Origin of the sequence: Aneurinibacillus thermoaerophilus (assembly GCF_019603355.1) — a bacterium.
In the GTDB taxonomy this organism is placed as follows: Bacteria; Bacillota; Bacilli; order Aneurinibacillales; family Aneurinibacillaceae; genus Aneurinibacillus; species Aneurinibacillus thermoaerophilus.
Genome location: NZ_CP080764.1, coordinates 1675616 through 1690292 on the forward strand (window position 1 = coordinate 1675616; position 14677 = coordinate 1690292).

The 14677-nt window shown below is 49.5% G+C and carries 10 protein-coding genes; 8 read left to right on the forward strand and 2 right to left on the reverse strand.

What is annotated here, in order from left to right; genetic code table 11:
* Positions 1–72 precede the first annotated feature (72 nt).
* From K3F53_RS08800 to K3F53_RS08815, 4 genes are read left to right on the forward strand one after another with little or no spacing between them, the layout of a single operon-like run.
* The gene (locus K3F53_RS08800; protein WP_091260189.1) at positions 73–1239 is read left to right on the forward strand and encodes an exonuclease SbcCD subunit D; all 1167 of its coding nucleotides are present in this window, start codon (positions 73–75) and stop codon (positions 1237–1239) included.
* Positions 1236–4331 carry an AAA family ATPase gene (locus tag K3F53_RS08805; RefSeq protein ID WP_220560516.1) on the forward strand — a complete coding sequence of 1032 codons (3096 nt, stop codon included), beginning with the start codon at positions 1236–1238 and terminating at the stop codon, positions 4329–4331. Before K3F53_RS08800 ends, K3F53_RS08805 begins: the two co-directional genes overlap by 4 nt.
* 12 nt (positions 4332–4343) lie before the next feature.
* Positions 4344–6299, forward strand: a complete 1956-nt coding sequence (locus K3F53_RS08810) for an McrB family protein (protein WP_220560526.1) — start codon at positions 4344–4346, stop codon at positions 6297–6299.
* Entirely contained in the window at positions 6286–7518 is a 1233-nt protein-coding gene (locus tag K3F53_RS08815; protein WP_091260193.1) for an McrC family protein, read from the forward strand. The genes K3F53_RS08810 and K3F53_RS08815 overlap by 14 nt, the downstream gene beginning before the upstream one ends.
* Positions 7519–7847: 329 nt before the next feature.
* Here K3F53_RS08815 and K3F53_RS08820 read toward each other — a convergent pair whose 3' ends face one another.
* Positions 7848–9020: an MFS transporter gene (locus K3F53_RS08820; protein ID WP_220560528.1), complete on the reverse strand. Its 1173-nt coding sequence runs from the start codon at positions 9018–9020 to the stop codon at positions 7848–7850.
* A gap of 360 nt (positions 9021–9380) precedes the next feature.
* Here K3F53_RS08820 and K3F53_RS08825 point away from each other — a divergent pair, with 360 nt between their 5' ends.
* From K3F53_RS08825 to copZ, 4 genes are all read left to right on the forward strand, one after another.
* Complete coding sequence (locus K3F53_RS08825; protein WP_246615698.1) at positions 9381–10505, forward strand: CapA family protein; 1125 nt, start codon at positions 9381–9383, stop codon at positions 10503–10505.
* 227 nt (positions 10506–10732) lie between these two features.
* Positions 10733–13144, forward strand: a complete 2412-nt coding sequence (locus K3F53_RS08830) for a heavy metal translocating P-type ATPase (RefSeq protein WP_057898918.1) — start codon at positions 10733–10735, stop codon at positions 13142–13144.
* A gap of 25 nt (positions 13145–13169) precedes the next feature.
* The gene (locus K3F53_RS08835; protein ID WP_091260247.1) at positions 13170–13490 is read left to right on the forward strand and encodes a metal-sensitive transcriptional regulator; all 321 of its coding nucleotides are present in this window, start codon (positions 13170–13172) and stop codon (positions 13488–13490) included.
* 32 nt (positions 13491–13522) lie between these two features.
* Positions 13523–13723: a copper chaperone CopZ gene (copZ, locus tag K3F53_RS08840; RefSeq protein WP_057898916.1), complete on the forward strand. Its 201-nt coding sequence runs from the start codon at positions 13523–13525 to the stop codon at positions 13721–13723.
* A gap of 138 nt (positions 13724–13861) precedes the next feature.
* Here the strand turns inward: copZ and K3F53_RS08845 are convergent, their stop codons facing one another.
* On the reverse strand, positions 13862–14641 hold the full coding sequence (locus K3F53_RS08845) for an arginase family protein (protein ID WP_091260198.1): 780 nt from the start codon (positions 14639–14641) through the stop codon (positions 13862–13864).
* Positions 14642–14677: the final 36 nt, after the last annotated feature.

Sequence of the window (14677 nt, forward strand, 5' to 3'; positions counted from 1 at the left end):
AGAAAGACAGGCGTGTAGCCTGCCTTTTGCTTTTATTTTTATAATTGGGAGAGAAAAGGACGGGAAGATAGCATGAAGTTTTTTCATACGGCCGACTGGCACTTGGGGAAAATTATCCAGTCAGTACATATGACAGAAGATCAAGAATACATTTTACGTCAATTTGTGGCAGCGGCATGCGAAGAAAAACCGGATGCTATTATTATTGCCGGCGATGTATACGATCGGGCGGTGCCGCCTACTGAAGCGGTTGATTTGTTGAACAGCGTATTCAACGAACTTGTCATAGAGTTAAACATCCCGGTACTGGCGATCGCAGGGAATCACGACAGTCCGGACAGGCTGGAATTCGGCAGTCGGATTATGAAAGACAACGGCCTCTATATCGCCGGGCGGTTTCGCGCTGTGTTCGAGCCGGTCGTGCTTTGCGATGAATATGGGCCGGTGCATTTTTACCTTGTGCCATATGCCGAGCCGGGACGGGTTCGCCATGCGCTCGGGGATGAAACGATTCGTACCCATGATGATGCGATGCGAGCGGTTACGGCGCGAATTGTCGAAAATATGGATTCAAAAGCGCGGCATGTATTCGTCGGTCACGCGTTTGTCACCCCTACAGGTGAAAAAGAAGAAGGTGTAGAAAACGCGAGCGACGCGGAACGTCCGCTTTCCATCGGCGGAGCTGAGTATGTTCACGCCCGTCATTTTGCGCCGTTCCATTATACTGCGCTCGGCCATCTGCATCAGGCGCACCACGTCGGAAGCGAGGTCATCCGCTATGCCGGCTCACCGCTGAAGTATTCTATTTCCGAAGAGCACCACAGGAAAGGGTTCTATATTGTTGAATTGGACGGACAGGGGAAGGTACGTGTCGAAAAGCGCCCGCTTGTGCCCCGGCGTGATATGCGCACGGTTAGCACAACCATTGAGGAACTGGAAACACACGAACGAAGCGACGATTATGTGTTCGTAAAGCTGTTGGATGAAAATCCGGTGCTTTCCGCCATGGAACGTGTGCGCACCGTATATCCAAATGCAATGCATGTATCGCAAAATTTGATGGCGCGGCAGGCGACCGAGCTTGTCGCTGAGCGGATTGAGCAGCCGGAAAAAGATGATATTGCCTTATTCCGCGCGTTTTATAAAGAAATTCGCGGTATGGAACTAACGGAAGAGAAAGAGCGTATTTTCCGCGAAGTGCTTGAAGAAGTGTTCGCGAAAGAAGGGGAGAAAGTATGAGGCCGATTAAAGTGACGATGACGGCGTTCGGACCGTATAAACACAAAGAGACAATTGATTTTACGGAATTGGGCGAACATCGTCTGTTTGTCATTTCAGGAAACACCGGCGCAGGCAAGACAACCATTTTTGATGCCATCTGTTTCGCGCTGTACGGCGAAGCGAGCGGTGAAGAGCGCAATGATGCCAAGTTTTTGCGCAGCCATTTTGCCGCTGATGACGTACATACGTCGGTGGAACTAATTTTTGAGTTGCGCGGACGGACGTACCGTGTGTTCCGCCAGCTTGGTCATGTAAAAGCTGGAAACAAAACGGCGACTGGAGCGCAGATTGAACTGTATGAGGTGACAGGCGATGGGGAAGTGCCGTGTGTGGATCGGTTTACCGTGAGCGACGTAAACCAAAAAATTGAGAGTTTGCTTGGTTTGACCAAGCATCAGTTCAGCCAGATCGTAATGCTTCCACAGGGCGAGTTCCGCAAGTTGCTTACATCCGAAACGGAGAACAAGGAAGAAATTTTGCGCCGGATTTTTAAAACCGAGCCGTACCAAGCGGTAGAAGACGCGTTGAACCGCCGGCGGAAAGAAGCGGATCGGCGCGTGGTGGAAGCGTGGAAAGAGCAGGAGAAATTCATTAGCCAGATTTCGGCTTTTTTGCCGGAGCGCGAGGGTGCGTTGTTATTTGTGGCGCTTGAACAGGAGACGCGCAACATCCACCAGATTATGACGGGACTTGCCGAAGAGTATGCGTACCATGATACGCAGGCAATGATACATAAAGCAAGGCTGGCGCAGGTGGAGGAAGCTTACAGGACAAAAAATGAAACCTATCACCGGGCGCGGAACATAAACGAGAGGTTCGCTGAACTAGACAGGAAGCGTGCGGCCGCGGAGGAGTTGGAGAATAAGACGGAAGTGATGGAGCGCATGGAAGCACGGCTCCTTTGCGCCGAGCGGGCAGGCAGAATTGAAGCGCATGAAGAGCACTGGATGTCGGCACAGCGGGAAGAAGCGGAGAAGGAGCGGGAATTGGCGCGAGCGCGAGAAGCCGAAGCGTGGGCGAAAGAGCGCCTCGCGCAGGTAAAGCGGACGTATGAGCAGGAGGAAGCGCGTGAGCCGGAACGTCAGACCGTAGCGCGTGAAGTGGAGCGTATGCGGGAAATGCTGTCGGTGGTGGAAGCGCTCAGCCAAAAAGAGGGCAAGTTGCGGGAGCGAAAGCAAAAGCTTGTACAGCTTGAAGAATCGTTAGTAGAGGCCGTGCGTCGGCAGGAAGCTGCCAAGGAGCAAAAGGCTGCGCTTCTTGCGGAAATAAAGGAACTGGAAGGAAAAGTGGTAGCGCTCGCCCGGAAACGAGAGCGTCTAGCGGAGATGCGGTTACAGTTTCGCGCTGTGGATAAATACATGGAATGCGAACGTTCTTTGTCTGCGTTAAAACGGGAAGTAGAAGCGAAGCGGGCGGCGTGCACAGCGGCCGGACAGGAATACGAGGCGCTGGAGCGGCGCTGGATTGAAGGGCAGGCGAGCCTGCTTGCCCTGCACCTGCGCGACGGGGAGCCATGCCCGGTCTGTGGCAGCGCGGAACATCCGAAAAAAGCCGGAAGCTACGGTCACATCCCGACGAAAGAGCAACTACAGGAGGCCAAGAAAGCGCGTGATGAAACAGAGAAAGCACTTCGTGCGGCTGAGGCCAGGCTTAATGCTGGGCAAGAGTCATTGAAGGGATACGCGGAAGAGATGGCTTCCTATGGCTTTGATCCTTACGAGGTACGCGACGTGCATGCGGGCCTTGTTCGTGAAGGGCAGAAGCTGCGGGCAGAAGTAGAGACGTTGGAACGGGACGAAATGAAGCTGGCTGAACGGAGGCAAGAATACGAGCGGCTCGAAGCACAATGGGAGCGGCAGGCCGAACAGAATAGCAGGCTGGAGCGTGAGTTGCAGGAGATGCGAATCGCCTATGAAAGAGAGCGCGCCGCATATGAGACCCAGCTTGTATCGGTGCCGGAACCGCTTCGCTCGCTTGATATTTTGCGTAAGCACTATCAGGAAGCGGTACAGCGTAAGGAAGAAGCAGAGGTGAAATGGAAGCGTACGCAGGAGCAGTACCGCCATGCATCCGAACAGGCGCTTAAGGCAAGTAGCAACGTGCAGCACGCGCAAAAGTTGCTTGCGGAAGCGGCCGCGCGGAACACGCAGGCGGAACAGCGGTTTGCGGAAGCGCGCTTCGAAGCCGGGTTTATGACGGTCGAAGCGTATCGGGAAGCGAAGTTGCCCGCGCCGGAACGCGAGCGGATGAAGAAGGAGTTGGAACGCTTTGCCGCAGAGAAGACCGCGGTCATGGCGCAGCTTAAAGAGCTGGAGCGGGAGCTTGCCGGTAAAGAGCGGTTCGATACGCAGGCGCTTTTGCGCGAATTGGAATGCCTTAAAGCGGAATGCAACGAAGCGCGCGACGCGCACCGCGCCGCGTTAAACTGCCGCGATAAAGCGCATGAACTCGCCGAACATATCGCTAAAGCGAATGAACGGGTAAAGGCAGTGGAAGAAGAGCGAGCGTGCATCGCTGATCTGTATGATGTGGTGCGCGGAGAGAATCGGTACAAAATTTCATTTGAGCGGTATTTGCAGATTGAGTTTTTGGAAAAAATTATTCAGATGGCGAACGAGCGGCTGTATAATCTTTCGAACGGGCAGTTCCAGTTGCGGCGCAGCGATCGGCTTGAAAAACGGGGACGCCAGAGCGGGCTCGGACTGGATGTATACGACGGATATACCGGGTATACGCGCGATGTCAAGACATTGTCCGGCGGCGAAAAATTTAACGCTTCCCTTTGCCTTGCGCTTGGGATGGCCGACGTTATTCAGGCGTACCAGGGAGGGATTTCGATTGAAACGATGTTCATTGACGAAGGATTTGGCTCACTTGACGATGAATCCCTGCATAAAGCGATTGATACGCTAATTGAATTGCAGAGTTCCGGCCGTATGATCGGGGTCATTTCGCATGTGCAGGAACTGAAAAGCGCGATACCGGCCACGCTTGAGGTGCAGAAGACGAAAGAAGGGTACAGCCGGACAAAATTCGTGCTAAGAGAATAGGAGGAAGCAGCAATGCCTCATCGACTGGCGGAATGGATACAGGCGTACCTGGCGGATACGGAAAGCAGGAAGCAGGCGGATGAAATGGAAGAAAAACGTGCGGCGTTCCGCGCTCATTTCACGGAGCTTGAGCGGCTGCGCCAAGGTGAGATCACGCTGGAACAGTTTAAAAAAACGCTGGACCATAAAACGAAGATCAAGCACGTTATCGGCGGAAAAAAAGTGAATATCTGGGGATTCAGTGGTTTTTCCGGGCAAATGTTTTTCAACCAACTGTACAATCAAGCCGTGTCCGCTGGTATGGTGGACGAGCTCACCGCTGCTTTTCTTGCTGCAACGGAAATTCCCGCGTTAGGGACGGGCGGATATAGGTGGACCACAGAAAAGCTGGAGGCATTCGCAGACGCGGTGTTTCGGACGCAAAAGGCGGCGACGGAAAAAGGATATCCGTCCCAAAAATGTGCGTCCGTCAAGTTTTCCACGTTTTTTCTGAGTTTTTTTTGGAATTTGCAGGACCCGGGAAGATACCCTATCTATTACCGCGCGGACCGCGACGCGCTGGCACATTTCGCTTATGATACGGATGGACAGGAGCGCCCGTTTGACAGTGGAAGTTACATGCGGTTTGTCCGGATTTTGTTTGAACTGCGTGAAGAAATCGGGCGAATAAGCGGGGAGACATGGAGTTTGCCCGAGTTGCAACACTTTTTGTTTTATGTTGCGCGGCGCGCGGGTGAGATAGAGAGCTCGCCGCCCGGAAAAGGAAGCTTGCAGGCGGATCGGTTTGCCCAGCGGCTTACGCGCTTGCTCAGGGAGTATGGTTTTCTTGTTTCAAATGCGGAAGAGGTTGAGGCTGTGCAATTGGAACTTGGCGAAGAGTACCGGGACAAAGTAATCTGGCGGTTTGCGGGCAGCGAAGGGAATGCAACGTTCGCTTATGTTTTTGTATGGGATGTGCCCGGAGAGTACATTTGCGCGATTCATGAAGAAAACGAAGAAGGCTTTTTGCGGAAGAGGTATACGATTGAAACGGAAGATGAAAACACGTTTTTAAAAGAATTTGAGACATACCTTGCCCGCAAAGGAGACGAGACACGATTCTATACGCTGGACGACATGGCGGACGATACGTACCTTCCGCGCGCGACGCTGGAAGAATGGCTTAGTTTGCTGCACGAGAAGAAACAACTGATTTTGTACGGTCCGCCCGGCACGGGCAAAACATACGCCGCCCAGCGTCTGGCAAAAGTAATCGCTCAGAACGAACGCCGGGTTTGTCTTATCCAATTTCACCCTTCCTACACGTACGAAGAGTTTATCGAAGGATTGCGGCCGGAAGTGGTCGAAGGGGAAAACGGGGTTACGCACATGAATGTTGTAGTCAGGCCCGGCGTATTTCTTGAGCTGTGCAATGAAGCGCTAAAGCAAGAGAATAGAGAATGCGCGTATGTTATGATTATTGACGAGATTAACCGGGCCAACACGGCCAAGGTGTTCGGGGAATTGCTGTACGCGCTTGAGTATCGAAACTTTCCGGTGCCTTTGCCGTATTCCAAAAGCAAAATGGTGGTACCGGATAATGTGTATATCATCGGTACGATGAATACGGCCGATCGCTCGCTATCGCAGCTTGATTTTGCCCTTCGGCGCCGCTTCCCGTTCGCGCGCTTTTCCCCATATGAAACAGAGCAGGCGCTAGAGCGTTATCTGAAGCGACATTATCCGGATTTAGCGTGGCTTGCAGAAGCGGTGCACGAAGCGAACCGGCGAATCGGGAATTTTGATTTTTGGCTTGGTCATGGCTATTTTATGAACCGCGGTTTGTCCGCGGAAAAAATACGGCGCATTTGGAAGTATGAAATTATTCCGTATCTGGAAGAATATTTCATCTGCGAGCCGGAGCGGGTGCATGAATTTGAGCTAGAAGCGCTGCTTGCTGAGAGGAAGGAACGATATGAGGGAATATAAACGGCAATATATTTTGCGTGAACACGAAACGTTGGAGGGCGTGGAGCTGGCCTCGGCAAGCGCTGAAATGTTGCGGCGAGAATTTTCGTACGCGCTGACGCTTCGTCCGTCCGTGCGAGGGGGGTGGGAGCTCAAGGCTGGCTCTCATATCGGGCGCATTGAACTTAAGGATGCCTCCATACGTATTCAGCCTAAGCTGCCAGCGGATATCGTATGGGAATGGCTGGCCCGGGCGTACGACATTCGTTCGCTTCGCTTTTATCAAGATAGGAGCGGATTTACGGAAAAGCCAGGCGACTTGGAGTGGCTTGTGAAGTTGTTTATTGCTGAATGCAGGGATATCGTCCGACGCGGCCTGTGCAGAGGATATGTGTCGCGGACGGAGAAATTGGGGGGTGTCCGCGGTCAGCTCGCTGTACCGGAGACGTTGCGCTTGTGGAGTAAGCAGGAGTATCGGTTCGGTTGTACGTATGACGAACATACGGAACGAGTGCCCGAGAATGGTGCGATTTACGCCGCGCTGTACGATATGGAAAGAAGGAGCTACCATGATGCGAGCATCAGGCGGGAGATTAAGGAACTTATGCGCTTGTTCGTTGCGGGACGGGAATCAGAAGAGCAAAGGGGACGTCCGCGGTCAGCGCGGGAGCGGCTCGTCGAAGTGGAACGCATTCCGATAACACGGCTTAACCGGCATTACGCGGATGCGCTGAGCCTATTGCGCCTGTACTGGCGGGCGGCGGGGCTCTCGATGCATGCAGGGCATGTGTATTGCGAAAGTTTCGTGCTAGATATGAACGAATTATTTGAACGCTATATCGCTCGGCTGTTATCCGAGGAGTTGCGGCCGCACGGGATTAAGGTGCGCATACAGACACGGCACTGGCTGGGGGAAGGTGGGCGCCTTGTGGTGATTCCTGACATTCTTTTGCAAGACACGATCGGACGGGAAATTGTGCTTGATACGAAATATACAGAGCGTGCTAGGGGATATGCGGAGCATCCGCATGTGTACCAAATGCTAGCATATATGACGGCACGCAGGGCCGATACCGGAATTTTGCTGTATGCTTCGGGACCGGAGTGCGTTGATCGTATTCGGAATACGGGACAGACGATTTATCGCTGGAGTCTGGGTCTTGATGTTCCTCTTGCGGTGAGCGAACATGAACAGCATACAAAACGAATCATCGCACGAATCCTCCGCCTGTTTTACTAGAAACTTTTGAAGTTTACCCCTATACACCTCTATATAAACCGTTCTACATCCAGCGGATGCGAACGGGACAGTGGTCGCGTACCGGAATTCTTTTCGTCAAGGGTTGCCGATACGTCTCGCTCGCTCCGCTTTCTCATGATTTCTCTCGGACGTTTGGCGGGACGAAAGGCACGGGCAACGCACCCCGCGATTCTGGCGTCGCAAGCCTTAATGTATACACCGAATTTCTGCGCTTATATAAAATAGTACAAAAATACTGCGTACTAAATAATTTAAAAAAAATCCCTCTTCCACAAAAGCAAAGAAGGATTTTGTATGACATATACACATTAGATAGTTACTGTACTTTTTTGTTCCCTTTTTATATAAATCCAATACAAAATAAATGCGACAGCTGATATGAGCATTCCTGAGATGTATGGAAGTCCCATTTGTGTGGAATAAAGCGCACCTCCGATCGGTGGGCCGGCGATGCGACCGAGTGAATCGAACGAAGATAATAGTCCGGTAGCGCTGCCTTGGCCACCTTTTGCTTTTTTGGTTACAAGCGCTGAAACGCTCGGACGGATGACACCATTTCCGATGCCGAAAATCGTCACGAAAATAGCGGCGGTAACAAAGCTGTTCGTAAGCAAGATGAGACCAAATCCGATAATGGAAATAACAAGACCTGCCTGGATAACAGCACCTTCCCCGAATTTTTTTGTCAATCGGCCGACGAGACCGCCCTGTACGATGGCTCCGGCCACCCCCATAATCATAAAAATATAGCCCAGTTGCGTCGTATTAACACCAGCACGCGCCGCTGCAAAATAGGCGAATGTCGCCTCCAGACCTGCGAGCGAGAAAGAAACGAACAGTTGCAACACGTACAAAACGGCAACTGGCCCGTTAAACGCTTTCCAGCGGGATTCTTTTGTGTCTGTATTTTGCATCGTTCGTTTTTCAGCCGGTAGTGACTCGCTTAGGAAGAACAAGACGAAGAAGAATGTAATTGCTGAGACCATCCCCGCGATAAAGAATGGCATGTTTAAGCTGGTTTTTGAGAAAACCCCGCCGATAGCCGGGCCGAAGATAAAGCCGAGGCCAACCGCTGCGCCGATAATTCCCATGCCTTTCCCGCGGTTTTCTGGCGTGGTAATGTCGGCGACATAGGCCATCGTTGTTGGCATGTTGGCGGACGATAGGAGTCCCCCGAGAATCCGGGCCGCGAATAACATCCATAGCTTGGTGGAGATAGCAAACAAAAAGAAGGAAATAGACAAGCCGGCGATGCCAATAAGCATTACTGGTTTGCGCCCGATTTTGTCGGAAATTCGTCCCCATATCGGCGCGAACAGAAATTGCATCAAGGAGTACACAGCCATCAGCCAACCGAGCTGTTCCGGCGTTGCGCCTACCCGCTCGGCGAAAAATGGCAGCACAGGAATAATAATGCCGAACCCTACCATAACAAGAAACATTACGACGAACAAAAGCGGCAACGCTTTTTTATTTTCCATATTTCACACCCCATCAGAAGCCCATTGCCCTATTATAAAGCGCTGGTTGGTTATCTATATTGTTTACCAGAAAGCAAAAGTGATTCGATGAATGTAAAAAGGTCATTTATTTTTGACTAATCTGACTGTGATTATACGACTTTGAAGAGGATATAGTCAAGTGTGACTATACCGCTTAAAACAATCAACTCATACGGAAAGCCTGTTTATTTTGTCGAAAAATCACGAAAAGAAATGGTTGTACTGGTGTCCGAACTCCCATACTCTTGTATAAAGCATGAAGGTATAAAAATGAGGTTCTATATGTGAATATAAAATAAATAAGAACAGATGGGATGACTATGCAAGTGGGGGAGACGAGTGAAGAAGCTGCAACGAACGTCGCTATTCATCATATTATCGATTACGTTTTTTACGACTTTGCTGTACGCTGTGTCCGCTATCGTAATGAAGATTAGCAAGGTAAAAGAAACGACCAAAATAGCAATAAAACCGGCTGATTTGCGCAAGCCGGAAGAGAGAAGGGAATCTGGAGCGGAACGTTGGACACCAACTGAAATAATTACGGTAAGCGCCGCCGGTGATGTCACAATTGGACGTGACGAAGCCTACCCGTATCCGTTTAGCTTCGAGCATGAAGTGATGAAGAATGGCAAGGCTTTTTTTGGAAAGCACATTCGGGCTATTTTTAATAGAGACGATTTGACGATTGTCAACCTAGAGACGACGCTGACGACAGCGACCGCCAAAGCGACGAAGACATTTCGTTTTAGGGGAAAACCGGAATATGTGCAAATTTTGACGCTGTCAGGCATTGATGCCGTAAATCTTGCAAATAATCATACGCATGATTATTTGCGGGAGGGATATGAGGATACGATAAAGAATCTGCAAAAATATCATATTGGCTATTTTGGCTATGACAACAAATATATGAAGACGATAAAAGGAATCAAAATTGGACTGCTCGGGTATGAAGGATGGGAGAACAGCGAGAAATTACAGCGGACGATTGCCCGTGATATTGCCGAGCTACGTGGTCGCGGCACACAAATTGTGATCGTAAGCTTTCACTGGGGGGTGGAGCGCAGTTATTATCCGAATCGGACACAAAAAGCGCTCGGCAGATACGCTGTGGAGCGGGGCGCTGATCTTGTCCTTGGCCATCACCCGCACGTAATGCAAGGAATTGAGGAATACAAAGGAAAGTTTATCGTTTACAGCCTTGGCAATTTTATGTTTGGGGGCAATAAAAATCCTAAAGATAAAGATACGTTTATTTTTCAGCAGACGTTTTATGTTAAAAACGGCTCGTTGACAGGAGAACAGGAGATCAGGATCATTCCTTGTTCCATTTCTTCGGTAAAGGAAAGAAATAACTATCAGCCTCTGCCGTTAAAAGGAGTAGAAGCGGAGCGCGTACGGGCAAGGCTAAAAGCGTACAGCCGCAACCTCGGTGAACTGGACTGGAGCACGATTAAATAGCCAAAAATAAGCGATGCGAAAGCGTCAAGGGCCTGTCCTTGGCGCTTTTCGTCTTTACACATAAGCAGTGAAATGCCCGTGAGTTTTTCTTATCATGATAAACAAACAGAAAAATGTTGTATACAGTACCGGGGTATGATATATTGAAAAGTGAAGGAAATAGATACATTAAATTAGAGTTTTTTTTATTATACTATACATAGGTATAGTGTAAGGAGGGGCGCTAAATGTCGGCGAGCAAACAGACAGCGATTCAAATAAAAGGCATGACGTGTGCGGCTTGTGCCAACCGCATTGAAAAAGGGCTTAAGCGAATGGAAGGAGTGGAGGAAGCGAATGTTAACTTTGCGGTGGAGAAGGCCGTGGTTACGTACGACCCGGAAAAAGTGACGCTCTCCCAGCTGGAAGAAAGGATTGAAAAGTTAGGATACGCTACGGTAAAAGAGCAGATCGATTTCCAAATTGCAGGCATGACGTGCGCGGCCTGCGCGAATCGGATTGAGAAAGGGCTTAGCAAAATGCCTGGCGTAACGGAAGCGACCGTCAACTTTGCGCTGGAAACTGCCCACCTAGAGTATCTGCCTGCTGAGGTTTCTATTGAAGATATGGTGTGCAAGGTGGAGAAGCTCGGTTACAAAGCGGTGCCGAAACAAGAAGATGGGCAGGAAGAGAATCACCGCCGGCAGGAAATCAATCGGCAAAAGCGGAAGTTTATTATTTCAGCGATTTTATCTTTTCCTTTATTATGGTCGATGGCCGGACATTTTTCGTTTACTTCTTTTATCTGGATGCCGGAATGGTTGATGAATCCCTGGGTACAGTTCGCTTTAGCCACTCCGATCCAGTTTATTATCGGAGCCCAATTTTATATCGGCGCGTATAAAGCATTGCGCAATAAAAGTGCAAACATGGATGTGTTAGTCGCACTTGGCACGTCTGCTGCTTACTTTTACAGTTTATATTTAACGATTCTATCCATTGGTCAAGCGCATCATGCCCCAGAGATGTATTATGAGACCAGCGCGATACTGATTACATTAATTTTGCTTGGAAAACTATTTGAAGCTTTGGCAAAAGGGCGGACGTCCAAGGCCATTGAAACATTGATGGGCCTTAGGGCGAAGCAAGCGCTTGTCATTCGAAACGGACAGGAAATGCTCGTTCCGGTGGAAGAAGTGATTGTCGGTGATATGATTGTGATAAAACCCGGCGAAAAAATTCCTGTTGACGGCGAAATTATCGAGGGCCGTTCGTCTATTGATGAATCGATGCTGACGGGAGAAAGCGTGCCGGTAGAAAAACAGGTGGGCGCAAACGTATTTGGCGCGACGGTAAACAAAAATGGCGTGCTGAAAATAAGAGCCACTAAAGTCGGCAGAGAGACAGCGCTTGCGCAAATTATTAAAGTGGTGGAAGAGGCGCAGGGCTCGAAAGCACCGATTCAGCGCATTGCGGACCGTATCTCAGGAATTTTTGTCCCGATTGTCGTTGGCATCGCTGTGCTCGTTTTCCTTATCTGGTATTTCTGGCTTGTTCCTGGAGACTTTGCGAACGCGTTGGAAAAGCTGATTGCTGTGCTCGTAATCGCGTGCCCATGCGCCCTTGGCCTGGCTACCCCGACTTCGATTATGGCCGGTTCGGGAAGAGCGGCTGAGCTCGGCATTTTGTTTAAAGGGGGCGAATATCTGGAAATTGCGCACCGAGTAGACACCGTCGTGTTTGATAAAACGGGAACTGTAACAAAGGGCAAGCCGGAACTGACAGACGTGGTGGCGGAAAGTATAGAAGAAGCGGAGTTTCTGCGTCTTGTTGGTGGAACAGAGAAAAACTCGGAACACCCGCTCGCGGAAGCGATGGTCGTTGGTATAGAGGAAAAAGGAATCGCCCTGCCTTCAGCGGAGCAGTTCGAAGCTATCCCGGGCTATGGAGTGCGGGCTGTAGTGGAAGGCAAAGAGGTTCTCATTGGCACACGCAAGTTAATGGAAACATACGGAGTGGATGTAAAGCGGGTGTACGGGAGAATGGATGTCTTAGAAGATGAAGGAAAGACCGCCATGCTTGTCGCTGTCGACCGAAAATACGCAGGATTGGTAGCGGTCGCGGATACGGTGAAGGAAACGTCACGCGAAGCCGTGGCGCGACTTAAACGAATGAATATTGACGTTATGATGATAACGGGAGACAATGAACGAACAGCACAGGCGATCGCGCGGGAAGTAGGAATTAAACAGGTTCGCGCCGAAGTGTTGCCGGAAGATAAAGCAGAGGAAGTAAGGAATTTGCAGGCCCAAGGTAAAAAAGTCGCTATGGTAGGAGATGGGATTAACGATGCGCCTGCGCTGGCGGTAGCTGATGTCGGTATTGCCATGGGGACCGGAACGGACGTAGCGATGGAGGCCGGGGATATTACTTTGATGCGCGGCGATTTAAACAGTATTGCTGATGCGTTTGTGATGAGTCGGAAAACAATGACCAATATTAAACAAAACCTGTTTTGGGCGCTTGCTTACAATTCGCTCGGCATTCCGATCGCTGCCGCAGGATTTCTTGCGCCGTGGGTGGCTGGCGCTGCTATGGCCTTGAGTTCAGTATCGGTCGTTCTTAATGCTCTACGCCTGCAAAAGGCGAAAGTAGAATAAGGGGGTGACAAAGACGATGGAGCCGATGATCCACGAAAATGGACAGGAGGTGTGCAATCACGGGAGCGAACGCACGAGCCATCATTCAGAGAAGTTGAAAAATAATTTAATTACCCGGCTGAATCGGATTGAAGGACAAATCCGTGGAATTAAGGGAATGGTCGAAAAAGATGTGTACTGTGACGACATTCTGAATCAAATCGCTGCCGTTCAGTCTGCGCTAAACGCGGTTGGCCGCCTCCTTCTGGAAGGACATATGAGAAGCTGCGTGATCGAGCGAATCCAGGAAGGGGATCATGAAGTGATTGATGAATTGTTAAAGACAATGAACAAATTAATGAAATAATGCACTTTTACTGATATGGAGGGAATAACAAGATGCAAACTGTAACGATAAAAGTAGAAGGAATGTCTTGCGGGCATTGTGTAAAAGCAGTGGAAGGAGCGCTTGAAGAAATCGGTGCCAAAGGCAAAGTCAATCTGAATGAGAAGACAGTGCAGGTGGAATATGATGAACATAAATTGACATTAGAAGCTATTAAGGAAGCGATTGAAGACCAGGGTTACGATGTTTTATAAACGAAAAGATTGCTAATTGTAAATTAAGAAGAGAGGCTGTCTCAAAAGGTCGTTAAAAAACGTCATGAGGCAGCTTTTCTTTTTTATGCCAAAAAGGGGGGCCAAAAAGTAGCTTTTTGGCCCCCCTTTTCTTAAGTATTAACTATAAATTGTTTGCAGGATTTCCAGATTCACTTTCTCGTTTTTGCGAATGCTCATTTGTTTATCTTGATGAAATACGTCGAGAGGCGAGACAGGAAGCTCTCCGCAGATGTCTACCCCATAAATTTTGGCAGAACAATGGATAAGCGCTTTCACTATCGCTTGCAGTTGAGCAAGTGTCATAACGCCCTGATCCCAGTTTGTCTCGACTTCTTCAGGAGAAAGAACATCTTTATCAATGCTGATATAGACTGTATCCGTATGGATGCTTAAAAGAATGGAAGAAATAAACGTATTTATGTTTGTTTCACGGAGTTGTTGGCTCGTAAAAACTGTGATGTAAGAAGAGAAATGCGGATCGATTTGCGCCGCCAAATCGGATCGGGTGCCGATGAGTATAACGTGGCGCAATAGAGGTAAATGAAGCAAAGCATCGACAACCCAAGAACCGCATGAAAGAAAGTGCTGTGGCACATTTGTCATCATGTCCGTATGGTTGTCAAGAAGAATGAGGGTAAAAGGACGATCGACTTCCTGAAGAAGCGTGCGTGAGACATAATGGTAATTGCCGTTACCGACAAAAGTGATGCCACCTGGATGTCGTCTCTGATGCAGCCGTTCAGCAATCAAACGAAAGGAATCCTGCTCACAGTATCCGTTTGTATGTTCAATATCTTCACATTCGATCCACGTATGAGGCAGAGCAAGCAGGTTCGTTTGAGGAATGTAAACGTGATCGAAATTGCAGATGGTAAGGTCATCATATAGCAATCCCATCGCGATCTCTCCTCTGTTTTACAGCAGACGCGGAAT

Excerpts from the sequence above, each read along its gene's own strand:
- K3F53_RS08820 (WP_220560528.1), bottom strand. The coding sequence starts at position 9,020 with ATGGAAAATAAAAAAGCGTTGCCGCTTTTGTTCGTCGTAATGTTTCTT.
- K3F53_RS08800 (WP_091260189.1), top strand. The coding sequence starts at position 73 with ATGAAGTTTTTTCATACGGCCGACTGGCACTTGGGGAAAATTATCCAG.
- K3F53_RS08805 (WP_220560516.1), top strand. The coding sequence starts at position 1,236 with ATGAGGCCGATTAAAGTGACGATGACGGCGTTCGGACCGTATAAACAC.
- K3F53_RS08830 (WP_057898918.1), top strand. The coding sequence starts at position 10,733 with ATGTCGGCGAGCAAACAGACAGCGATTCAAATAAAAGGCATGACGTGT.
- K3F53_RS08845 (WP_091260198.1), bottom strand. The coding sequence starts at position 14,641 with ATGGGATTGCTATATGATGACCTTACCATCTGCAATTTCGATCACGTT.
- K3F53_RS08810 (WP_220560526.1), top strand. The coding sequence starts at position 4,344 with ATGCCTCATCGACTGGCGGAATGGATACAGGCGTACCTGGCGGATACG.
- copZ (WP_057898916.1), top strand. The coding sequence starts at position 13,523 with ATGCAAACTGTAACGATAAAAGTAGAAGGAATGTCTTGCGGGCATTGT.
- K3F53_RS08815 (WP_091260193.1), top strand. The coding sequence starts at position 6,286 with ATGAGGGAATATAAACGGCAATATATTTTGCGTGAACACGAAACGTTG.
- K3F53_RS08835 (WP_091260247.1), top strand. The coding sequence starts at position 13,170 with ATGATCCACGAAAATGGACAGGAGGTGTGCAATCACGGGAGCGAACGC.